Source organism: Agromyces zhanjiangensis (assembly GCF_040496055.1).
GTDB lineage: Bacteria > Actinomycetota > Actinomycetes > Actinomycetales > Microbacteriaceae > Agromyces > Agromyces zhanjiangensis.
This window is the reverse complement of the sequence record NZ_JBEPKB010000001.1, coordinates 608,671-629,969: the sequence shown is the minus strand read 5'-3', so window position 1 is coordinate 629,969 and position 21,299 is coordinate 608,671. Positions and strand designations below refer to the sequence as shown.

Sequence of the window (21,299 nt, the reverse complement as noted above, 5' to 3'; positions counted from 1 at the left end):
CCGGACCGGCTCGTCGGTGCCGGCCCGCCCGTCGGGAGGAACTTCTGGCTTGTGTCCGGCGTGTCGGGGCCTGCCCTCGGCGTGTCGTCGGAGTTCTCCTCCCGTACGCGCGCGAGGGCGAGGTGCTGGCGCGCGAGGGCGAGGTGTCGGGGTGGCGTGGGGCGCCGTGGGGCTTGGTTCCGGGCTTCGTTAGCGCTAACATTGGCAATTGTTAGCGCTAACGAAGCAGACGAAGGAGTCCCGTATGCCGCATGCCGCGCCCGAGCGCCACGTGAGGCTCGTCGAGCCCGTCTCCGATCGGAGCGGAGCATCCGCCCGTCGGCATCGCAGCGCGCCCCGGAACCCGGAGGGCGTGCATGTCCTCCGCAACGCGATGCCCGCCGCGGTGGAGGCGGCGGGCATCGCGCCCCGGCTCGGCGATGCCGTCGCGCCCCGGCTCGACGCCGCCGTCGCCGCCACGTCGGCGGTGCCGGCATGAGCGCGACGGAGACGACGTTCGCCCCCGAGGTCGATGCGGCCATCGCCCGCACGCGTGCGGATGTCGCGCGCCTGCATGGTGAGTTGACCCGCTACGGGCTCGTGGTGTGGACGGGCGGGAACGTGTCGGGTCGGGTGCCGGGTGCGGACCTGTTCGTGATCAAGCCGTCGGGTGTGAGCTACGACGACCTGGCGCCGGAGAACATGATCGTGTGCGACCTGGACGGCAACGTGATCCCGGGCACGCCGGGCGCCGACCGGAGCCCGTCGTCGGATACGGCGGCGCACGCGTACGTGTACCGGAACATGCCCGAGGTCGGCGGCGTCGTGCACACGCACTCGACGTACGCGGTGGCGTGGGCGGCGCGGGGTGAGGAGATCCCGTGCGTGATCACGGCGATGGCCGATGAGTTCGGTGGGCCGATCCCGGTGGGCCCGTTCGCGATCATCGGGGATGACTCGATCGGCCGGGGCATCGTGGAGACGCTCCGCGGGCACCGGTCGCGTGCGGTGCTGATGCAGAACCACGGGCCGTTCACGATCGGTGCGAATGCGAAGGACGCGGTCAAGGCCGCGGTCATGGTCGAGGACGTGGCGCGCACGGTGCACCTGGCGCGGGAGGCGGGCCCGTTGATCCCGATCCCGCAGGACTCGATCGACCGGCTGTACGACCGGTACCAGAACGTCTACGGACAGAGTGGAGACGCCCGACGATGAGCGAGACCATGACCACGGATGCCGCGCGCGCGGCGATCCTCGAGGGGCGCACGTCGCTCGGCATCGAGTTCGGGTCGACCCGCATCAAGGCCTGCCTGGTCGGCGAGGACCCGACCGAGGTGCTCGCCGTCGGCAGCCACGAGTGGGAGAACGAGTTCGTCGACCGACGCTGGACGTACTCGCTCGAGTCCGTCTGGTCGGGCCTGCAGGCCGCGTACGCCGACCTCGTCGCCGACCTCCGCCGCCGCCACGACGTCGTGCCGGAGACGTTCGGCGCGATCGGCGTCTCGGCGATGATGCACGGCTACCTCGCGTTCGACGGCGAGGGCGAGTTGCTCGTGCCGTTCCGCACCTGGCGGAACACGTCGACCGGTCCGGCCTCGGCCGAGCTCAGCGAGCGATTCGGGCTCAACATCCCGCTGCGCTGGTCGATCGCGCACCTGCACCAGGCGGTCCTCGACGACGAGCCGCACGTGCCCGAGATCGCGAACGTCACGACCCTCGCCGGCTACGTGCACTGGAAGCTCACCGGCCGCAACGTGCTCGGCGTCGGCGACGCATCCGGCATGTTCCCCATCGACTCGGCCACGAACGACTACGACGCGAGGCTCATCGGCATCTACGACGACCTCGTCGCCGACCGCGCGCCCGGCGTGCAGGTCGCGGACCTGCTGCCCGAGGTGATGCCCGCCGGTCGCGTCGCGGGCGAGCTCACGGAGGCGGGCGCCGCGCTCCTCGACCCGACGGGTGCGCTCCGCGCCGGCATCCCGTTCTGCCCGCCCGAGGGCGACGCGGGCACGGGCATGGTCGCCACGAACGCGGTCGCGCCGCGCACCGGCAATGTCAGCGCGGGCACGAGCATCTTCGCGATGGTCGTGCTGGAGCATCCGCTCGCGAACGCGCACGAGGAGCTCGACCTCGTGACCACGCCGGCGGGCGACCCCGTCGCGATGGTGCACTGCAACAACGGCGCGAGCGAGCTCGCCGCGTGGGCGGGCGTCTTCGGACGGTTCGCGGCGGCGGCGGGCGTCGAGCTCGACGGCGATGCCGTGTTCGGCGCGCTGTTCCGCGAGGCGCTCGAGGGCGAGGCGGACGCCGGTGGCCTGATCGCGTACAACCAGCTCGCGGGCGAGCCCATCGCGGGCCTCGAGGAGGGGCGGCCGATGGTCGTCCGAACGCCCGACAGCCGCCTGACCCTCGCGAACCTCATGCGTGCGCAGATCTACGGCGTCTACGGCACGCTCGCCCTCGGCATGCGCGTGCTGCACGGCGAGGGCGTCGGGCTCGACCGCATGTTCGCGCATGGTGGCATCTTCCGCACCGCGGGCGTCGCGCAGCGCTTCCTCGCGGGCGCGCTCGACGCGCCGGTCGCCGTCGGCGAGACCGCCTCGGAGGGCGGAGCGTGGGGCATCGCGGTGCTCGCCGCCTACCTCGCGCACGCCGACGAGTCCGACCTCGGCACCTACCTCGACCAGCGCGTCTTCGCCGGTGCGGCGATCGACGTCGCCGAGCCTGACCCCACGGATGTCGCCGGCTTCGCCGCCTACCTGGACCGCTACGCCGCCGGACTCGCCGCCGAGGCGGCGGCCGTCGAGGCGCTGTGACGGTGCCGACGCCCGAGACATTCCGCCAGAGGCATCCACCGACCGGCGCCCCGGCAATCCCAGACACCGCAGACATCCCAGACACCGAAGCACCCGGAACCACACGAAGGACACGCATATGACCCGCACTCCGCTCACCACCTCGCTCGACGGCTACGAGGTCTGGTTCCTCACCGGGAGCCAGCACCTGTACGGCCCCGAGACGCTCGCGCAGGTCGCCGAGCAGTCGCGCACCATCGCCGAGACGCTCGACGCGGCATCCGACGTGCCCGTGACGGTCGTCTGGAAGCCCGTGCTCACCGACTCGGCCGCGATCAAGCAGGTCGCGCTCGAGGCCAACGCCGCGCCGAACGTGATCGGCGTGATCGCGTGGATGCACACCTTCAGCCCCGCCAAGATGTGGATCGCCGGCCTCGACGCGCTGCAGAAGCCGCTCGCGCACCTGCACACGCAGGCGAACGTCGAGCTGCCGTACGCCGACATCGACTTCGACTTCATGAACCTCAACCAGGCCGCGCACGGCGACCGCGAGTTCGGGTACATCCAGACCCGCCTCGGCGTGCCGCGGAAGACCATCGTCGGCCACGCCTCCGACCCGCGCGTGCAGCGCGAGCTCGGCACGTGGCAGCGTGCGGCGGCCGGCCTCGCGGCATCCCGCGACCTGAAGCTCGCTCGGTTCGGCGACAACATGCGCTACGTCGCGGTCACCGAGGGCGACAAGACCGAGGCCGAGCTGCGGTTCGGCGTGCAGGTGAACACGTGGGGCGTGAACGAGCTCGCGGACGCCGTGCACGCGGCATCCGACGACGACATCGACGCGCTCGTCGCGGAGTACGAGGAGCTCTACGAGGTCGCACCCGAGCTGCGGAAGGGCGGCGAGCGGCACGAGTCGCTGCGCTACGGCGCGGCGATCGAGATCGGCCTGCGCTCGTTCCTCGAGGAGGGCGGCTTCGGCGCGTTCACCACGTCGTTCGAGGACCTGGGCGCGCTGCGCCAGTTGCCGGGTCTCGCCGTGCAGCGCCTGCAGGCCGAGGGCTACGGCTTCGGCGCCGAGGGCGACTGGAAGACCGCCATCCTCGTGCGTGTCGCGAACGTGATGGGCGCGGGCCTGCCCGGCGGCGCGACCCTGATGGAGGACTACACGTACGACATGACCCCCGGCGACGAGCTCATCCTCGGCGCGCACATGCTCGAGGTGGCGCCGTCGATCACGACCGCGAAGCCCTCGCTCGAGATCCACCCGCTCGGCATCGGCGGCAAGGAGGACCCGGTTCGCCTGGTCTTCACCGCCGACCCCGGCCCCGCCGTCGTCGTCGCGATGTCGGACATGCGCGACCGGTTCCGCCTCACCGCGAACGTCGTCGAGAACGTCGCGCCGCGCGAGGCGCTGCCGAAGCTCCCGGTCGGCCGCGCGATCTGGAAGCCCGCCCCCGACTTCCAGACGTCGGCCGCCGCCTGGCTGACCGCCGGCGCCGCGCACCACACCGTCATGTCGACCGCGGTCGGCGTCGACGTGTTCCGCGACTTCGCGGAGATGGCGAAGGTCGAACTGCTCGTCATCGACGAGGACACGACGCAGCGCGGGTTCGAGCGCGAAGTACGGTGGAACCAGGCCTACTACCGACTCGCGCAGGGCCTCTGAAGGAGGACCCCATGAGCAGGGCGGATGCCTCGGTGCGGGTCGGCGACGACCCGGTCGAGGCGTCCGCGGCGGGCGTGCCGACCATGTTCGACGTCGCTCGCCACGCGGGCGTCTCGCACCAGACCGTCTCGCGCGTGCTCAACGACCTGCCCGGCGTCGCCGCCGCGACCCGGGTGCGCGTGCGCGAGTCGATCGCGGCGCTGAACTACACGCCGTCGCCGACGGCGCGGGCGATGGCGCAGCGCAGGTCGGGTTCCATCGGCCTGATCCAGGCCGGACGTCCCGACTACGGCCCTTCGAGCGCCGCGCTCGGGTTCAACGAGGCCGCCCGCGAGGCGGGCTACGCGGTCAGCCAGGCGAGCATGCGCACGCTCGACGCCGACGTGCTCACCCAGGCCGTGCACCGGCTCGTGCTGCAGCGAGTCGAGGCGATCGTGCTCATCTCGGGCGAGCGAGAGGGCGTCGACGTGCTGCGCGGCATCGACGCGGGGGTGCCCGTGGTGGCCGTGGCCTCCGAGGTCGAGCCCGGCATGCACCGCGTCTCGTTCGACCAGGCGGCGGGCGCGCGGCTCGCGACGGAGCACCTCATCGGGCTCGGGCACCGGCGCATCGCCCACGTGGCGGGGCCCGCCGATTCGATGGACGCCGCCGAACGCCGCCGCGGCTTCGCGGCCGCGCTGGAGGCCCGCGGGCTCGAGGTGCGCGACCCGGTCGCGGGCGACTGGCTCGCGGCATCCGGTCACGCGGCGGGACGCCGCCTCCTCGACGAGGGCTGGGCGACCGCCGTGTTCGTCGGCAACGACCAGATGGCCCTCGGCCTGCTGCACGCCTGCCACGAGGCTGGCGTCCCGGTGCCGGGCGAGCTCAGCGTCGTCGGGTTCGACGACATCCCCGAGGCCGCGTTCTTCACCCCGTCGCTCACGACCATGCGGCAGGACTTCGACTCGCTCGGCCGAGACATCATGGCGACCGTCGCCGACGTGCTGCGCGACGAGGCGGTGGCGCCCGACCGCACCGCGCGGGTTCCCGAGCTCGTGGTGCGGGCGAGCACGGCGGCGCCGCTCGGCTGAGCGGCTCGAGCCGCTCCGGTGCCGCTCACGTTCGCGCCCGGCCGGGCGGCATCCGTCGCGTCAGGCGGCCGAGTAGTCGGGCAGCTGCTGGAGCGTCCAGCGGTTGCCGTCCGGGTCGCGCAGCGAGATGAAACGACCCCAGGCCTGCTCGTCGACGCCCTCGGCCTCGACGCCCTTGGCGCGCAGGTCGGCGAGCACGGCGTCGGCATCGGGGATCACGACCTGGATCACGTCGAGCGATCCCGGCTCGAGCGTGCCGCCGAGGCCCTCGCCGATCGCGATCGAGCACGCCGAGCCGGGAGGGGTGAGCTGCACGAAGCGGAGGTCGTCGTTCACGCGCTGGTCGTGGTCGGCGTTGAACCCGAGCTTGTCGACGTAGAAGGCCTTGGCGCGGTCGACGTCGGTGACGGGCACGAAGATGAGCTCGATCTTCCAGTCCATGGTGGTCCTCCTGTTCGGGCCGGGCGGCGGATGCCCCGGCCGGGCTGTCGAGACCAGTGTGGCCAGCAATGCGGTCAGTTCCTGTCCGGAATACGAACGGATGTCCCGGTGGGAGGATGGACCCCATGACCACGCTCAACATCACCGGGGATGCCGCTGCCGACGAACTGCTGGGAGACGACGCGTTCGCGCTGCTCACGGGCATGCTCCTCGACCAGCAGGTCGCGATGGAGACGGCGTTCGCGGGGCCGGCGAAGATCCGCGACCGCGTCGGAACCATCGAGCCCGCGGAGATCGCGGCGGTCGACCCGGAGCGATTCGTCGAGGCGTTCAAGCGGCCGCCTGCCGTGCATCGCTACCCGGGCTCGATGGCCGGGCGCGTGCAGGCGCTCGCCGTCGCGGTTCGCGACGAGTGGGGCGGCGACGCCGCCGCGATCTGGACGCAGGGCGACCCCGACGGCCCCGAGGTGCTGAAGCGGCTCAAGGCGCTGCCGGGCTTCGGCGAGCAGAAGGCCAAGATCTTCCTGGCGCTGCTCGGCAAGCAGTGCGGGCTCGAGGCCAGCGGATGGCGCGCCGCCGCCGGGCACTACGGCGACGAGGGGTCGTTCGCCTCGGTGGCCGACATCGTCGACCCGGAGTCGCTCGCGAAGGTCCGCGCCACGAAGCAGGCCGCGAAGGCGGCGGCGAAGGCCGCGAAGCAGTAGCGGCCGGCGTCAGCGTCCCGCGACCGCCCGTTCGTGCCACGCGCGCGCGGTCGCATCGAGCAGTCCATCCCAGTCCGTCGGCACGAGGCCGAACGTCTCCGTCGTCTCCGCGGCATCCATGACGAACGGCTGCTCGAACTGGTACAGCACGCCCCGCACCTCGCGGAGCACCGGGACGACGAGGCCGAGCGCGGAGAGGGCCGACCGCGGCATCCGTCGCAGTGTCGGCTCGCCGGTGCCCGCGCGCTCGCCGAGGGCGGTGAGCACCTCGCGGACGCTCGCGGGCGGGTTCGACGGCACGATCCACGGCAGGCCCCAGGCGCGCTCGTCGCGGCCCAGCACCTCGAGCGTCGCGGCGATGTCGTCGACCGCCGTCCAGGAGTGCGGGGCGTCGGGGTCGCCGAACACGGTGGCCGGCCTGCCGGCGAGCGTCGCCGCGGCGTACCTCGGCAGGAGCCCGTTCGCGACGGGCGCGGTCGGCCCGAGGTAGTCCGACGCCCGCGCCTCGGCCACCCGCACGCGGCCGGCGCGGTGCGCGGCGAGCGCCTCCTCCCACATGCGGGCGCGCAGCGCGCCCTTGTGGTCGGACGGCCGCAGCGGCGTGCCCTGCCGCATCGGTCCGTCGACGGGCCCGTACCCGTACAGGTTGCCCATGATGACGAGCACCGCGCCGGATGCCTCGGCCGCGTGCAGGATCGAGGCCGCGAGCGGCGGCCACACGCGCTCCCACTGCGGGTAGGCGCCCGGGTTGGCGCAGTTGTAGACGACTCGGGCGCCGCGTGCGGCGTCGGCGAGTCGGTCGGGATCGGCGGCATCGAGCGCGACGAGGTCGACGAGCGGTTGCCGCGACCCGCGGCCCGAGCGCGTGACGACGCGCACGCGCTCGCCCGCATCCGCGAGCCGGAGGGCGAGGGCGGTGCCGACCGGCCCCGCGCCGACGATGAGGTGTTCGGGTTCGCTCATGTGCAGCATCCTGCCCGTGAGCTGTGTCGCGCAGGTGAACGCGGCGCCGCACGGGTGCCGCGACCGCGCACCGACGCCCCTCGTCGTCGCTGGCGGACACGGCCGGCCGTTCGTCGGACGAACCTCGCGGCGCGCCGGGCCGCGTCGGCGTGCCGACCGGAACGTCCGACGACGCGCCGCGCTCAGCGCTCGACGTGCGCGTCGAGGAAGTCGGCGATCGCCGCCGCCATGCTCTCGGGCTGCCAGGAGTGGGCGACGGCGGGCACCGTGCCGCGCTCGGCGTGCGGCATCGCCGCGACGATCGCGTCGGCCGCGGGCGCCATCCCGTTCGGCGCGTCCTCGTCGCCGACGAGCACGAGCGTGGGCGCCTGGATCGACCCGAACAGTTCGGAGTGCGGCGCGGACTGGGCCCAGGCGAGGGACTCGGCATCCGCTTCGAGGCTCGGGCCGATCCGCACCATGAGGGGCCAGGACGGGGTGCCCTTGGCCTGCTCGAGCCACTCGGGTGGCATGTCCTTCATGAAGTACTCGACGACCGCGTCCGGGTCGTCGCCCGCGACGCGCTCGCGGATGCCGGCGAGGAACTCCTCGCCCTCCGCCCCCTGCTCGGCGCCGATCGGCACCTCGAAGCCGACGATCGCGGTCACGGGGAGCCCGTGCGCGGCGGCCGCGAGCGCGATCGCCCCGCCCGACGAGTTGCCGAACAGTGCGACGCCCTCGCCGAGCTCGTGGATCCGCTGCAGTTCCGCGACGATCGCGCGGAGGTCGGCGAGCGTCTCGTGCAGGCCCATCGGCACATCGTGCGCGCTCTCGCCGCGGCCGCGCCGGTCGTAGTTGACCACCGTGTAGCCGCGCTTCGCGAGCGCCGTCGCGAGCTGCTTCGTGGTCGGATCGAACGCGCGGAACTGGAACGCGCCGCCGACGAGCACCACCGGCGGGCCCTCGCCCTCGCGGTCGTACGCGATCGAGGCGCCGTCGTGCGAGATGACGGTGTGGGACATGCGGTCCTCCCTCGCAGGCTGCCTGCCTGCGCCGGTGCTGGGCTGCGTCGGTCTGGTCCGCCGTCAGGCTAACCCCGGGCGGCGGGATGTCGATAGGGGTCGCGAGGCGCGGCGCCGGAGCGCGCGTGCGGGAAGCGAGGTGACGGATGCCACGACGCGCCGTGGCATCCGTCGCGGGAATGTCGGTGGGTGGTGGCAGCATTACCACCGGACGCCACCAGATGTTGTGGTCGGCGGGCCGATGAGGGCCAGATGTCGGGTCGGGGGAGCCGGTATGTCGCGTGAAGCCGTCGCCAGCGGGGGTCGTGGCATCGTCGCACGGGCGGTGCGGATGCCTCGTGCCGGCGTGGTGCGTGGGCGACACGCCGACGACACGCCCGACATCCATTCACAGGCCGGCTCTGCACAGATGAGCAGGCCTGTGGAGAACCCGAATCCGAACCGCGGAAATCCGCCGATCAGACCGGCTTCGGCCTGTGAGTGAACGGTGGAGAACGCGGTGGAAAACTACACGGATGTAACTACATCATCTTGTGGTCGTGCAATTGCCCAGACACAAGATGTAGTATCGATGAGTCGAAGCAACACCGGGGGAACGGCTCCTCCAGGAGCCTGAGAAAGAGGGGTCACAGAGATGACGGTCACGGTCTACACCAAGCCTTCCTGCGTCCAGTGCAACGCCACGTACCGAGCCCTCGACAGCAAGGGCATCGAGTACGAGGTGCTCGACCTGTCACAGGACGAGACCGCCCTCGCCGCGGTCAAGGAACTCGGCTACCTGCAGGCCCCGGTCGTCATCACCGACGAAGGTCACTGGTCGGGCTTCCGACCCGACAAGATCGACGAGCTGGCCTCTCGGCTCGCGTAACGGCTCCCGGGCGCATCGACCGGGGGGTCGAGATGCACGACCTGGAGCAGTCATGACGAACCTCATCTACTTCTCGAGCGTGTCGGGCAACACCGCGCGCTTCATCGAGAAGCTCGGTCGGCCGGCGACGCGCATCCCGCTCCACGCGAAGGATGCCGCGCTCGTCGCCGACGAACCATACGTCCTCGTGGTTCCGACCTACGGGGGTGGGGACGGCAAGGGCGCCGTGCCCAAGCAGGTCATCAGGTTCCTGAACGACCCGCACAACCGCGCACTCATCCGCGGCGTCATCGCCGCTGGAAACACCAACTTCGGTGCGGCCTACGGCCTCGCCGGCGACATCGTCGCCGCCAAGTGCCATGTGCCGCACCTCTACCGCTTCGAAGTATTCGGAACACCAGACGACGTTCGCGCCGTCGACGAGGGATTGGACGCATTTTGGTCAACGCAGCAGCAGGCGCCGCAGGCGACAGTGGCGTAGCGGTCATCGACGCACCGCGCTCGAGCAACTCGGGGATGGACTACCACGCCCTGAACGCGATGCTGAACCTCTACAGCGCCGACGGGAAGATCCAGTTCGAGAAGGACAAGGAGGCGGCGCGGGAGTACTTCCTCCAGCACGTCAACCAGAACACGGTCTTCTTCCACTCGCTGAAAGAACGCCTCGACTACCTCGTCGAGAAGGAGTACTACGAGCCCGAGACGCTCGGCATGTACTCGTTCGAGTTCATCCAGAAGCTCAACGACCTGGCGTACTCGAAGAAGTTCCGCTTCGAGACCTTCCTCGGCGCGTTCAAGTACTACACGAGCTACACGCTGAAGACCTTCGACGGCAAGCGGTACCTCGAGCGCTTCGAGGACCGGGTCGTCATGACCGCGCTCGGTCTCGCGCAGGGCGACGAGCAGCTCGCGACCGACCTCGTGGAGGAGATCATCGCCGGGCGCTTCCAGCCGGCGACGCCGACCTTCCTCAACACGGGCAAGGCGCAGCGCGGCGAGCTCGTCTCGTGCTTCCTGCTCCGCATCGAAGACAACATGGAGTCGATCTCGCGCGGCATCAACTCCTCGCTGCAGCTGTCGAAGCGCGGCGGCGGCGTGGCGCTCCTGCTCTCGAACATCCGCGAGTCGGGTGCGCCCATCAAGCAGATCGAGAACCAGTCGTCGGGCATCATCCCCGTGATGAAGCTGCTCGAGGACTCATTCTCGTACGCCAACCAGCTCGGCGCGCGCCAGGGCGCCGGCGCCGTCTACCTGTCGGCGCACCACCCCGACATCATGCGGTTCCTCGACACCAAGCGCGAGAACGCCGACGAGAAGATCCGCATCAAGACGCTCTCCCTCGGCGTCGTCGTGCCCGACATCACGTTCGAGCTCGCGAAGAACAACGAGGACATGTACCTCTTCTCGCCGTACGACGTCGAGCGCGTCTACGGCAAGCCGTTCGGCGACGTGCCGATCACCGAGAACTACCGCGCGATGGTCGACGACCCGCGCATCAAGAAGACGAAGATCAACGCGCGCGAGTTCTTCCAGACGATCGCCGAGATCCAGTTCGAGTCGGGCTACCCCTACATCGTGTTCGAGGACACGGTGAACAAGGCCAACCCGATCAAGGGCCGGATCAACATGTCGAACCTGTGCTCCGAGATCCTCCAGGTCAACACGCCGACGACCTACAACGAAGACCTCTCCTACGCCCAGATCGGCAAGGACATCTCGTGCAACCTCGGGTCGATGAACATCGCGCTGTCGATGGACTCGCCCGACCTCGGCAAGACGGTGGAGACCGCCATCCGCGGCCTCACCGCCGTCTCGAACATGTCGCACATCTCGTCGGTGCGGTCCGTCGAGGACGGCAACGACAAGTCGCACGCCATCGGCCTCGGCCAGATGAACCTGCACGGCTACCTCGCCCGCGAGCGCATCCACTACGGCAGCGAGGAGGGCATCGACTTCACGAACATCTACTTCTACACGGTGCTCTTCCACGCGCTGCGCGCGTCGAACCAGATCGCGATCGAGCGCGGCGAGGCCTTCGACGGCTTCGCCGAGTCGAAGTACGCGTCGGGCGAGTTCTTCGACAAGTACACGGATGCCGCGTGGGTGCCGCAGACCGCGCGGGTCATCGAGCTGTTCGCCGACGCCGGCGTGCACATCCCGACGCAGCACGACTGGCAGGAGCTGAAGGCCTCCATCCAGGAGCACGGCATCTACAACCAGAACCTGCAGGCGGTGCCGCCGACCGGCTCGATCTCGTACATCAACAACTCGACGTCGTCGATCCACCCGATCGCGTCGAAGATCGAGATCCGCAAGGAAGGCAAGCTCGGTCGCGTCTACTACCCGGCGCCGTTCATGACGAACGACAACCTCGAGTACTACGAGGACGCGTACGAGATCGGCTACGAGAAGGTCATCGACACCTACGCCGCGGCGACGCAGCACGTCGACCAGGGCCTCTCGCTCACGCTGTTCTTCAAGGACACCGCGACGACCCGCGACATCAACAAGGCCCAGATCTACGCGTGGCGCAAGGGCATCAAGACGATCTACTACATCCGGCTGCGTCAGCTCGCGCTCGAGGGCACGAACATGTCCGAGTGCGTCTCGTGCATGCTTTGATGAGCATTTCTCACATTACGGATGACTCGAGAAGAGGAATGAACGGATGACTCTCACCGACCCGGTGAACTCGGCCACCAACGACCCGGCCCACGCCGCGCCGGTCAAGCTGGTCAGCCACGTCAACGCGATCAACTGGAACCGCATCCAGGACGACAAGGACCTCGAGGTCTGGAACCGCCTGGTCAACAACTTCTGGCTGCCCGAGAAGGTGCCGCTGTCGAACGACGTGCAGTCGTGGAACACACTGTCGCCCGACGAGCAGCAGACCACGATGCGGGTCTTCACGGGTCTCACGCTGCTCGACACCATCCAGGGCACGGTCGGCGCGGTCTCGCTCATCCCCGACTCGCTGACCCCGCACGAGGAGGCGGTGTACACGAACATCGCGTTCATGGAGTCGGTGCACGCGAAGAGCTACTCGTCGATCTTCTCGACGCTGTGCTCGACGAAGGACATCGACGACGCGTTCCGCTGGTCGGTCGAGAACGAGCACCTGCAGAAGAAGGCCTCCATCGTGATGGAGTACTACCGCGGTGACGAGCCCCTGAAGCGCAAGGTCGCCTCGACGCTGCTCGAGTCGTTCCTCTTCTACTCGGGCTTCTACCTGCCCATGTACTGGTCGAGCCGGGCGAAGCTGACCAACACGGCCGACCTGATCCGGCTCATCATCCGTGACGAGGCCGTGCACGGCTACTACATCGGCTACAAGTTCCAGCGCGGACTCGAGCTGGTCGACCAGGCCAAGCGCGACGAGATCAAGGACTACACGTTCTCGCTGCTCTACGAGCTCTACGACAACGAGGTGCAGTACACGCAGAGCCTCTACGACGGTCTCGGTCTCACCGAGGACGTCAAGAAGTTCCTGCACTACAACGCCAACAAGGCCCTCATGAACCTCGGCTACGAGTCGATGTTCCCCTCCTCGGTCACCGACGTGAACCCGGCGATCCTCGCCTCGCTCTCGCCGAACGCCGACGAGAACCACGACTTCTTCTCGGGGTCGGGCTCGTCGTACGTGATCGGGAAGGCGGTCAACACGGAGGACGAGGACTGGGACTTCTAGGTCCGCCGCGCGACCCTTCCGCACTCGGCAAGTGCCGAGAACGTATCCTCCTCAGCCGATCGATTCGTCAGGGCGTGTCAGAGAAACGGTGGATCTGCGCTCTGGCCTGACAGGGCGTCAGCCTGGTCGGAACGGGAGGCCTGCTCGGTGGGCTGACCAACACCGTGCAGGAAACGGTGCTCGAAGCGGAGCCGACCGAGCATCTGGGGTAGCTCTGGCGTCACGCGCGCGCCCGCCGTCAGAGTCCGGGCATTTGCCCGATGTGCGCACCGGGGCCCGCGTGCTTGCCTGACTGCAGCGATGGCGCAGACGGCGTCGCGCGTGAGAGAAGAGGACCCCATGCTCACTCACCCGCATCGCGCCGGGGCGGCACTCGCGGCGGTGGCGCTGACCTCGGTTCTGCTGGCGACCCCCGCGCCCGCGCTCGCGGCCGACAGCGCGCCCTCCACGTGCACCGTGTCAGATGGTGAGCGCTCCTGCGTGTTCTCGTTCACCGGTCAGGCGCCGGGGACGTGGACCGTCCCTGCCGACTTCATCGGCGATACGTTCACCGCCGTCGTCGTCGGCGGCTCGGGCGGGAACGGCGCCGGCGAAGGCGGCCGTGCCGGCGCGGTCGTGCTCACGGCCCCTGCCCAGGTCGGCGATCAGTTCCTGCTCGGTATCGGGGGCGCAGGCGCGGACGGCATGCCTCGCGGGAGCATCGTGGTCGGCGACGGATCACTGGGATTCGGCGCAGGCGGGTATCCCGACGGCGGCCGCTCCGGCGCCCATCTGCTCGACTTCGCTGGGCGCGCGGGCGGTGGCGGCGGGTCGAGCCTCCTCGCCCGGGTGAGCGGCGACGAAACCCTGCTGGTGGCCATCGCGGCCGGCGGAGGAGGAGCCGGCGGGTGGTACGGAGGGGTCGTCTGGAAGCCTGAGGTGACGTTCTCGAAGAGCGACGGCGGCGATGCCGGCGAGGATGGCGAGGACGGCGCGAGCTCGGGCACGGCGAACGGCGTCGTCTACCCGGTTCCGGGCGGCGGCGGCAAAGCAGCGCCCGATTCGAGCCAGGGCACGCCAGGGGATGGGTGCACCCTCCCCTACCCCCAGCACGGGGAGGGCGCCACCGGCGGCTATGGCGGCCCCGGTGGATTCGCGCAGGACGGCAGCGGCAACCCGTCGGCCGGCGTCGCGACCGGTGGCGGCGGCGGTGGCGGGCTGAAGGGCGGCGGCGGCGGCGGCGCGGGCGGCGCCTGCGAGGCGGTCGGTATCGACAACAGGTACGCCACCGGTGGTGGCGGGGCAGGAGGCCAGAGTGCCTTCGTCAACGAGCAGGTCGAGCAGGGCGCGATCGGGGTATCGGGAGATCGCGGCAACGGCCTGATCCGCATCACGTACGCTGTCGCCGACCAGACGCCGCCCGAGACCACGATCGACTCGGCGCCGGCAGTGCTCACCGCGTCCGGATCGGCGACCTTCGAGTTCAGCGGCTCCGACGGCGTCGACCTCGACCTCGACTTCTTCTGCTCGATCGACGGCGCGGAACCGGTCGCATGCACCAGCCCCGCGACCTATACGGGGCTCGCAGACGGTCAGCACACCTTCACCGTCTACGCCTCGGACCGGTCGGGGAACAACGACACGTCTCCAGCCGAGCACAGCTGGAGCATCGACACCATCGCTCCGACGCTCGCACCATCGGTCGCATCGCCCCTCGCGCTGGGCGACGTCGTGACGGTCGATCCCGGTGCCACCGACTCGGGGTCGGGCGTGGCCGATGCGTCGTGCAATGACGGTAATCCACTCGACACCAGCAGCGCGGGGACGTTCACCATCGAATGCTCGGCGACAGACGTGGCCGGGAACCAGGCGACTGAGTCGGTCGACTACCGGGTGGCGTTCGGCTTCGGCGGCTTCGGCGCCCCGCTCGACGCGGGAGCGGTCAACGTGGTCAAGGCCGGACGCACGGTCCCGCTCGTGTTCACGGCCGTCGCCGGCGTCGACGGCACGCCCGCCGATCTCTCGGGTGCGGATGTGAAGGTGCGCGTGTCGTCCCGGGCATGCGACCTCGGGGACACGCCGAACCTCGTCGAGGAGTCCGCCGCCGGCCAGAGCGGCCTGCAGCACCTCGGTGGCGGCACCTACCAGTACAACTGGGCGACGCCCAAGGCCTACGCCGGTTCGTGCAAGACGCTCGAGCTCAGCCTCGGCGACGGCGCGGTCCATGCCGCCGAGTTCTCCTTCACGCGGTGACCTGATCGCGGAACGGCCGCGCTCGCGGTTATTCGTCGATCTTCTCGACGCTGTGCTCGACGAAGGACATCGACGACGCCTTCCGCTGGTCGGTCGAGAACGAGCACCTGCCGAAGAAGGCCTCCATCGTGATGGAGTATTACCGCGGTGACGAGCCCCTGAAGCGCAAGGTCGCCTCGACGCTGCTCGAGTCGTTCCTCTTCTACTCGGGCTTCTACCTGCCCATGTACTGGTCGAGCCGGGCGAAGCTGACCAACACGGCCGACCTGATCCGCCTCATCATCCGTGACGAGGCCGTGCACGGCTACTACATCGGCTACAAGTTCCAGCGCGGACTCGAGCTGGTCGACCAGGCCAAGCGCGACGAGATCAAGGACTACACGTTCTCGCTGCTCTACGAGCTCTACGACAACGAGGTGCAGTACACGCAGAGCCTCTACGACGGTCTCGGTCTCACCGAGGACGTCAAGAAGTTCTTGCACTACAACGCCAACAAGGCCCTCATGAACCTCGGCTACGAGTCGATGTTCCCCTCTTCGGTCACCGACGTGAACCCGGCGATCCTCGCCTCGCTCTCGCCGAACGCCGACGAGAACCACGACTTCTTCTCGGGGTCGGGCTCGTCGTACGTGATCGGCAAGGCGGTCAATACGGAGGACGAGGACTGGGACTTCTAGGTCCGTGTGTGAGACGTCACGGTAGTTGACCCACGGATACATCGAAGTTGACCCGGTTCAGAATTCTTGACCCTGAACGAGGTACTTGAGCCATGGGAATGCCGGGATATCGACAGATACGCTGTGAGGCGGTCTGAGATGGGGCGGACGGGTCGGGACAAGCCCAGCCGACTGACGGCCTCATGGCCCGACATCGAGTCGCCCGATCCAGACGGCGAGGTCGCCCGCCAGTTCGTGCTGAACCTAAGCCTCGCGGTGGGGGGCGCAGCGTCAGGTCAGTGGCGCAAGATGCGGGCGTGGACGAGGGGACCCTGCGAAACATCCTCGCGGGTGGGTCGTGGCCGGACTTGCACACCATCGCAAGGATCGAGGCGTGCCTGGATCAGTGGCTCTATCCGGGATGAAGTTCGGCGCCTCTTCGCGGAACTGCTTCGGAATGTGCCTCAGATGAGGTTCCGCCGCGTGCGAGTTCGGCGGGCGGGTCATCTGCGACGCGACAACTCAGCGACACCGTGCAGTTGTGAGGGTGTGGGTTTCGACCGAGAATCCAAGTCTCGTCCAGCGACCCCTTCGCGGGCTCTTCGGAGTGAAGGGTGTAGCAGCGGCCTGAAACCCGCCCGCTCGCTCGCGGAGACCGGCGGGCTGGCCCGCGAAGTGGTCACGCGCGACGGACCGGCGGGGCCACATCGCTAGCATCCGATTAGCGCCGTTACCCGAGACGGCATGATGGAGGATCCCGTGGGCTGGCTTAGCAGATTCCGCAAGAAGGACGCAAATACACCTTCCTACAGTTCGGATCAGGAGAGTGCTCGCCAACCGGCGAAGACGACGGCCGAGGTCGCGCCGAACGTCGAAACAGTTGTCGATCCGCGCTTCGAGGAGTTCACGTTCCAGGGCGAGCCGTTCGCTCCCCTCGGGGAATGGGCGTACGCTCCCGTCGTCCCAACTGAGGTCATGGGACTCACGATGGACGATGGGGAATCGGACTGGGAGGTGGTCGGCGAATCGCATTACCTCGCTGGGATCAGTCGGATCAAGACGCTCATCGAGGCCGACCGGTCCAGCGGCGAAGATTCAGGACCGCTCTACGGAATGCTCGTCGCCGAGCCAGGCAATCCGCACAGCAAGAGCGGGAGTGCCGTGCGGGTTGATCTGGTCTACGGCCATGAACGCGAGAAGTGCGGCTACCTGCCAAGCGGGGAGTCGGCGAAGTGGCAGCCAGCGGTGAAGAGCGCCGCAGACAAGGGTCTGCTGGTGTTCATGCGAGCAGTACTCTCCGGCGGCACGGACGACCGCCCGAACTTCGGCGTGTGGCTCACAGGAACGAACCGTGAAGTCGCCGCGATCCGCGCTGAGCGGAAGCTCCCGGTCCGGGACCTCACGGCCGCTGAGGAATGGGTCAACGTACAAGGCGTGGGCGACTACCAGGGACTCTTGACCGGTCGCATCCCGCGATTCGCCGAGGTGGAGTTGTTCGCCTGGGATCGCGGCGAGGGAATCACCGCGCGAATCGACGGTGTGCGTGTCGGTGACATGCCGTCGCGCTTCGTTTCGAAGGCCCACGCGGCCCTTCGCGCGCGCCGCCAGGCTGGACTCGAGCCTGTGTGTCTACCTGGCGAAATCCGCCGCGGCGACTACGTTCCTGCGTATCTCGCGGTGAAGGTGCCGGGGTACTACGAGGTGGAATCCTGGGCGCGGTCGCTAGCACCCGGAGGCTGGTCGAGGCCTCGAGAGAAGGAGGAATACCCCTACTTCTCCACGGCGAAGCAATACCAGGAAGCCCTTGCGGCGCTCTTCGCCAAGTACAGCGAGGCCGCCCGCGGCCTCAAGGCTGAGGTTACGTTCATGCCGCGACCTGCAGGGAAGAATGCGGGCGAGTTGATGGGAGTCGTCTCGCGGGATGGCCTCGTAATCACTGAGTTCGACGTTGATCATGAACGCTGGGCTGGCGTGTACTCGGATCACGTTGCGGGCAACATCGGGCGCCTGCTTGTCTCGTTCAGTCAGTCGTCGAATGGCAAGTACCGGGCCAACGGCGTCTACAAGGTGCCGAAGCCTGCTGCCACGGAAGTGTAGGTCATTGCGGCCGGCCATGGGCAACAGGGGATCGAGCGGCCCCGACCGCACACGGACTGATGGTCGACGGCCCCCGGCGTCGGTTTCGAGCCGCTACGGCCCGCCGCATCTTCTACCGCTCCATTCAGCACGCGGATGGCGCGACGCACGACCGGCTCACCATCTACGACTACCTGTGGCGGTGGGACACCGACTGGTTCTGGTGCTCGCAGGCGTTCGGCCCGCAGCATCCGCTCGTTCGCCGGCTCTGACGCGAGTCGATTGCGATATTCCGGAATCGTCCCTTGCAGGCCACGGCATCGCCAGTTGCGCCGAAGTGCGGGACGATGGCGGCATGGAAGCCCGCCGCGTCCACGGCCTCTGGGCCGAGGCTTCGGTGGCAACGGGGCTCGTCGCCACCGTCGCCGGGTTCGCGCTCGCCTTGGCGGGATGGCCCGTGAGCCTGCCCTGGCTGGTCGCATCGTTGTGCTCCGTGGTGATCGCGGGAATCGCGCGGCTGCGCTATCGGGGCGATCGAGTCATCAGTTGGATCGTCATCGCCACGGGCCTGGGCGCCGTCGGAACCGGGATGGATGTCTTCACCGACCAGGCTCTGCAGCTGGGAGCTGAGGCGTCGGCGGCCTGGCTCCTGCTCGCGCGGCGAAGCCTCACCGTCGGGGTACTCCTGCTGATGCTCGTCGCGCTCCGGATCTACCCGGACGGGCGGCCGTTGCCGTACACCGTCCCGGTGCTCTGGGCGACGGGTTCGCTCATGTACGCAACCGTCGCCCTGGTCACCTTCGGAGCGGAGAACCTGCCCCTGGAGTGGTTCGTGCAGGTCTCGGGCGAACCGAATCCGCTTCACGTCCTGCCGTTCGCGATCGGTGACCGCACGGTGCAGGTGATCCTCGGCGCGGTGTGGCTGCCGGCCCTGCTTGCGCCGGCGTTCCTGATCGTGCGCTACGTGACGAGCGGGCCCCGCATCCGCCGGCGCCTGCGCTGGCTGCTCCCGCCGTTCGCGCTGATCGGGGTCGTCCTCGTCGTGAACCTCGTCCTGCGGGAGAACGCGGGCGCGGTGACCGTCGCCGTGTACGCGGTGTTCGTGTTCTACCCGCCACTGCTGACCGCCGCGGCCATCCTCGGGGTGGTCGATCCCCGTCGGTTCGACCCGGACCGGATCCTGCGGCGCGGGCTCGTCGCGGCCGTGCTGTGGATCGCGATCGCCGCCGTCTTCGTCGGGGCGGCGTCCCTCATCGGCGTCACCGCGAGCGAGTACCTCACCGTGCCGTGGGCGGTGCTCCTGGCCGTCGTGATCGCGACCCTGTTCGCGCCGGCGCAGCGCGCGCTGGGGCGCGTCGCCGATCGTTGGCTGTTCGGCGCGCGGCCCGATCCCGCCGTCGCCATCGCGCGGCTCGGGAGGACGCTCGCCGAGACCTTCGACCTGGGCACGCTCCTGCCGCGCATGTCGACCGCGCTCGAAGACGGACTCGGCATCACGTGGGTGCGGGTCAGCATCACCGATGCCGACGAGCCCGGCCCGACCCCTGATGAGGCGCCGGTCTTCGCCGCTCCGGTGGTGCTCGACGGTGCCCACGTCGGTGACGTGCTGTGCGGACCCAAGCGAGCCGGAGCATGGTCGCCCGAGGACCGCGCGGTCGTCATGACCTTCGCGCAGCAGGCCGCGCTCGCGGTCGCGAACGTGCGCCTCACCCAGCGGCTCGCCGCGCAGGCGGCCGAGCTGTCGGCGTCGCGCACCCGCCTCGTCCACGCCCAGGAGGGCGAGCGGCGACGCATCGAGCGCAACATCCACGACGGCGTCCAGCAGGACCTCGTCGCGCTCATCGCGCTCGTCGGGCAGTTCGACACGGAACCCGCAGTCCAGCCGACCGCGATGGACCTGCTCCGCGACGGCCTGACCCGCGTGCTGGACGACATCCGCGACCTGGCAACGGGGATCCATCCGAGCGTGCTCACCGACCAGGGACTCCTCGGTGCCGTCGAGGCCCTCTCGGCGCGACATCCGATTCCCGTCACCGTCCGGGCGGATGCCGACCTGCGCACGGCACGATTCGATGAGGCGATCGAAGGCGCCGGCTACTTCATCGTCGCGGAGGCGCTCGCGAACAGCCTGAAGCACGCCGAGGCGCATCGGGTGGAGATCACGCTCAGTCGCAACGGCGCGCGCCTCGAGATCGCCATCGCGGATGACGGGATCGGCCCGGGTGGCGACCCGCTCGGCATCGGGCGTGGCCTCGCGGGCGTGCGCGATCGGATCGAAGCGCTCGGCGGGTCGCTGACCGTGGCACGCTATGGGGGCGGGGGCACCCTCGTGCGCGCCTCACTGGACGCACGGGAGGTGGAGTTCGAGGATGCCTGAACCGCTGCGTATCGCGATCGCCGAGGACCACTACCTCGTCCGCGAAGGGGTCCGCCACGCCGTGGAGAACGGCGGGCTCACGGTGATCGCCGCGGTCTCGACCGCGGTCGAGCTCGCCCAGGTGGTCGAGCGTGAGCGACCCGACGCCGTCGTGACCGACATCAGGATGCCTCCGCATCATCGCACCGAGGGCGTGGACGCCGCGCTCGCGATCCGCGCCGCGCACCCTGAGATCGGAGTCGTCGTGCTCTCGCAGCACAACGATCCCGCCTACGCGATGTCGCTGTTCCGGGAAGGCACGCGCGGGCTCGCGTACCTGCTCAAGGAACGGGTCGGGCGACCCGCGCAGCTGCTCGCGGCCATTCGTGAGGTCGTCGACGGCGGGTCGGTGGTGGACGCCGACGTCGTCGCGACCATGGTGGCGCATTCACGCCGGAACGCGGACTCGCCGCTGCTCGCCCTCACCGACCGCGAGCACGAGGTGCTCGCCCTCGTCGCGGGCGGTGCCAGCAACCGTGCGATCGCCGAGCGGCTGCACCTCAGCCAATCCTCGATCGAGAAGTACCTGGGCTCGATCTTCACGAAGCTCGGACTCGCCGACGAGCCTGATGTGCACCGCCGGGTCGCCGCGGTGCTCGCGTTCTTCGACGACCAGCGTCGCGCGCGGCCCATCTGAGCCAGGCCCGCTGGACACCCCGATCGGGGTTCCGGGATTCCGCAACGCATCATGCGAATCCCGGATGTCGCGACGGTCGTCGGCGCCCGTAGCGTCGACGGTGAGCC

Annotated in this window: 18 protein-coding genes and 1 pseudogene; 16 read left to right on the top strand and 3 right to left on the bottom strand. The window is 69.3% G+C overall.

The genetic code is table 11. From position 1 onward, the window contains the following. Positions 1 to 244 precede the first annotated feature (244 nt). The 5 genes from ABME02_RS02995 to ABME02_RS02975 all read left to right on the top strand — a co-directional run bounded on the left by ABME02_RS02995 (position 245) and on the right by ABME02_RS02975 (position 5,510). Positions 245 to 478 carry a hypothetical protein gene (locus ABME02_RS02995; protein WP_353813784.1) on the top strand — a complete coding sequence of 78 codons (234 nt, stop codon included), beginning with the start codon at positions 245 to 247 and terminating at the stop codon, positions 476 to 478. After that, positions 475 to 1,194, top strand: coding sequence for an L-ribulose-5-phosphate 4-epimerase (locus ABME02_RS02990; protein ID WP_353813783.1), 720 nt, complete (start codon positions 475 to 477; stop codon positions 1,192 to 1,194). Before ABME02_RS02995 ends, ABME02_RS02990 begins: the two co-directional genes overlap by 4 nt. Then, positions 1,191 to 2,798, top strand: coding sequence for a xylulokinase (locus ABME02_RS02985; RefSeq protein ID WP_436408229.1), 1,608 nt, complete (start codon positions 1,191 to 1,193; stop codon positions 2,796 to 2,798). The genes ABME02_RS02990 and ABME02_RS02985 overlap by 4 nt, the downstream gene beginning before the upstream one ends. 118 nt (positions 2,799 to 2,916) lie before the next feature. Then, on the top strand, positions 2,917 to 4,440 hold the full coding sequence (gene araA, locus ABME02_RS02980) for an L-arabinose isomerase (RefSeq protein ID WP_353813782.1): 1,524 nt from the start codon (positions 2,917 to 2,919) through the stop codon (positions 4,438 to 4,440). An 11-nt stretch (positions 4,441 to 4,451) separates the two neighbouring features. Further along, positions 4,452 to 5,510, top strand: a complete 1,059-nt coding sequence (locus tag ABME02_RS02975) for a LacI family DNA-binding transcriptional regulator (RefSeq protein WP_353813781.1) — start codon at positions 4,452 to 4,454, stop codon at positions 5,508 to 5,510. 60 nt (positions 5,511 to 5,570) lie between these two features. Here the strand turns inward: ABME02_RS02975 and ABME02_RS02970 are convergent, their stop codons facing one another. Continuing rightward, entirely contained in the window at positions 5,571 to 5,951 is a 381-nt protein-coding gene (locus ABME02_RS02970) for a glyoxalase superfamily protein (RefSeq protein WP_353813780.1), read from the bottom strand. Between the two features lie 116 nt (positions 5,952 to 6,067). On the opposite strand from ABME02_RS02970, the gene ABME02_RS02965 reads away from it, so the two are divergent. Beyond that, entirely contained in the window at positions 6,068 to 6,655 is a 588-nt protein-coding gene (locus ABME02_RS02965; protein ID WP_353813779.1) for an HhH-GPD-type base excision DNA repair protein, read from the top strand. 9 nt (positions 6,656 to 6,664) lie between these two features. Here the strand turns inward: ABME02_RS02965 and ABME02_RS02960 are convergent, their stop codons facing one another. Continuing rightward, positions 6,665 to 7,618 carry an NAD-dependent epimerase/dehydratase family protein gene (locus tag ABME02_RS02960; protein ID WP_353813778.1) on the bottom strand — a complete coding sequence of 318 codons (954 nt, stop codon included), beginning with the start codon at positions 7,616 to 7,618 and terminating at the stop codon, positions 6,665 to 6,667. Between the two features lie 182 nt (positions 7,619 to 7,800). After that, complete coding sequence (locus tag ABME02_RS02955) at positions 7,801 to 8,619, bottom strand: alpha/beta fold hydrolase (protein ID WP_353813777.1); 819 nt, start codon at positions 8,617 to 8,619, stop codon at positions 7,801 to 7,803. Between the two features lie 634 nt (positions 8,620 to 9,253). On the opposite strand from ABME02_RS02955, the gene nrdH reads away from it, so the two are divergent. The 10 genes and pseudogenes from nrdH (at position 9,254) to ABME02_RS02905 (ending at position 21,192) form a co-directional block, all read left to right on the top strand. Further along, positions 9,254 to 9,487 (top strand): glutaredoxin-like protein NrdH, encoded by a 234-nt coding sequence (gene nrdH / locus ABME02_RS02950; protein WP_154347074.1) that lies wholly within the window; start codon positions 9,254 to 9,256, stop codon positions 9,485 to 9,487. Between the two features lie 52 nt (positions 9,488 to 9,539). Then, the gene (nrdI, locus tag ABME02_RS02945) at positions 9,540 to 9,968 is read left to right on the top strand and encodes a class Ib ribonucleoside-diphosphate reductase assembly flavoprotein NrdI (protein WP_353813776.1); all 429 of its coding nucleotides are present in this window, start codon (positions 9,540 to 9,542) and stop codon (positions 9,966 to 9,968) included. A gap of 35 nt (positions 9,969 to 10,003) precedes the next feature. Continuing rightward, positions 10,004 to 12,109 (top strand): class 1b ribonucleoside-diphosphate reductase subunit alpha, encoded by a 2,106-nt coding sequence (gene nrdE, locus ABME02_RS02940; protein ID WP_353813775.1) that lies wholly within the window; start codon positions 10,004 to 10,006, stop codon positions 12,107 to 12,109. 46 nt (positions 12,110 to 12,155) lie between these two features. Then, positions 12,156 to 13,175 (top strand): class 1b ribonucleoside-diphosphate reductase subunit beta, encoded by a 1,020-nt coding sequence (gene nrdF / locus ABME02_RS02935; RefSeq protein WP_353813774.1) that lies wholly within the window; start codon positions 12,156 to 12,158, stop codon positions 13,173 to 13,175. Positions 13,176 to 13,514: 339 nt separating this feature from the next. After that, positions 13,515 to 15,407, top strand: a complete 1,893-nt coding sequence (locus ABME02_RS02930) for a PxKF domain-containing protein (RefSeq protein ID WP_353813773.1) — start codon at positions 13,515 to 13,517, stop codon at positions 15,405 to 15,407. A 20-nt stretch (positions 15,408 to 15,427) separates the two neighbouring features. After that, a pseudogene (locus ABME02_RS02925) lies at positions 15,428 to 16,084 on the top strand (ribonucleotide-diphosphate reductase subunit beta); the annotation flags it as partial. A gap of 723 nt (positions 16,085 to 16,807) precedes the next feature. Next, on the top strand, positions 16,808 to 18,160 hold the full coding sequence (locus tag ABME02_RS02920) for a hypothetical protein (protein WP_353813772.1): 1,353 nt from the start codon (positions 16,808 to 16,810) through the stop codon (positions 18,158 to 18,160). Between the two features lie 59 nt (positions 18,161 to 18,219). Continuing rightward, on the top strand, positions 18,220 to 18,411 hold the full coding sequence (locus ABME02_RS02915; protein ID WP_353813771.1) for a hypothetical protein: 192 nt from the start codon (positions 18,220 to 18,222) through the stop codon (positions 18,409 to 18,411). A gap of 83 nt (positions 18,412 to 18,494) precedes the next feature. Continuing rightward, entirely contained in the window at positions 18,495 to 20,516 is a 2,022-nt protein-coding gene (locus ABME02_RS02910; RefSeq protein WP_353813770.1) for a sensor histidine kinase, read from the top strand. Continuing rightward, complete coding sequence (locus ABME02_RS02905; protein WP_154347091.1) at positions 20,509 to 21,192, top strand: response regulator transcription factor; 684 nt, start codon at positions 20,509 to 20,511, stop codon at positions 21,190 to 21,192. Before ABME02_RS02910 ends, ABME02_RS02905 begins: the two co-directional genes overlap by 8 nt. The last annotated feature ends 107 nt before the right edge of the window (positions 21,193 to 21,299 follow it).

What these genes read in the sequence shown, in the direction of transcription:
- ABME02_RS02995 (WP_353813784.1), top strand. Translation starts at nt 245, where the DNA reads ATGCCGCATGCCGCGCCCGAGCGCCACGTGAGGCTCGTCGAGCCCGTC.
- ABME02_RS02990 (WP_353813783.1), top strand. Translation starts at nt 475, where the DNA reads ATGAGCGCGACGGAGACGACGTTCGCCCCCGAGGTCGATGCGGCCATC.
- ABME02_RS02985 (WP_436408229.1), top strand. Translation starts at nt 1,191, where the DNA reads ATGAGCGAGACCATGACCACGGATGCCGCGCGCGCGGCGATCCTCGAG.
- araA (WP_353813782.1), top strand. Translation starts at nt 2,917, where the DNA reads ATGACCCGCACTCCGCTCACCACCTCGCTCGACGGCTACGAGGTCTGG.
- ABME02_RS02975 (WP_353813781.1), top strand. Translation starts at nt 4,452, where the DNA reads ATGAGCAGGGCGGATGCCTCGGTGCGGGTCGGCGACGACCCGGTCGAG.
- ABME02_RS02970 (WP_353813780.1), bottom strand. Translation starts at nt 5,951, where the DNA reads ATGGACTGGAAGATCGAGCTCATCTTCGTGCCCGTCACCGACGTCGAC.
- ABME02_RS02965 (WP_353813779.1), top strand. Translation starts at nt 6,068, where the DNA reads ATGGACCCCATGACCACGCTCAACATCACCGGGGATGCCGCTGCCGAC.
- ABME02_RS02960 (WP_353813778.1), bottom strand. Translation starts at nt 7,618, where the DNA reads ATGAGCGAACCCGAACACCTCATCGTCGGCGCGGGGCCGGTCGGCACC.
- ABME02_RS02955 (WP_353813777.1), bottom strand. Translation starts at nt 8,619, where the DNA reads ATGTCCCACACCGTCATCTCGCACGACGGCGCCTCGATCGCGTACGAC.
- nrdH (WP_154347074.1), top strand. Translation starts at nt 9,254, where the DNA reads ATGACGGTCACGGTCTACACCAAGCCTTCCTGCGTCCAGTGCAACGCC.
- nrdI (WP_353813776.1), top strand. Translation starts at nt 9,540, where the DNA reads ATGACGAACCTCATCTACTTCTCGAGCGTGTCGGGCAACACCGCGCGC.
- nrdE (WP_353813775.1), top strand. Translation starts at nt 10,004, where the DNA reads ATGGACTACCACGCCCTGAACGCGATGCTGAACCTCTACAGCGCCGAC.
- nrdF (WP_353813774.1), top strand. Translation starts at nt 12,156, where the DNA reads ATGACTCTCACCGACCCGGTGAACTCGGCCACCAACGACCCGGCCCAC.
- ABME02_RS02930 (WP_353813773.1), top strand. Translation starts at nt 13,515, where the DNA reads ATGCTCACTCACCCGCATCGCGCCGGGGCGGCACTCGCGGCGGTGGCG.
- ABME02_RS02920 (WP_353813772.1), top strand. Translation starts at nt 16,808, where the DNA reads ATGATGGAGGATCCCGTGGGCTGGCTTAGCAGATTCCGCAAGAAGGAC.
- ABME02_RS02915 (WP_353813771.1), top strand. Translation starts at nt 18,220, where the DNA reads ATGGTCGACGGCCCCCGGCGTCGGTTTCGAGCCGCTACGGCCCGCCGC.
- ABME02_RS02910 (WP_353813770.1), top strand. Translation starts at nt 18,495, where the DNA reads ATGGAAGCCCGCCGCGTCCACGGCCTCTGGGCCGAGGCTTCGGTGGCA.
- ABME02_RS02905 (WP_154347091.1), top strand. Translation starts at nt 20,509, where the DNA reads ATGCCTGAACCGCTGCGTATCGCGATCGCCGAGGACCACTACCTCGTC.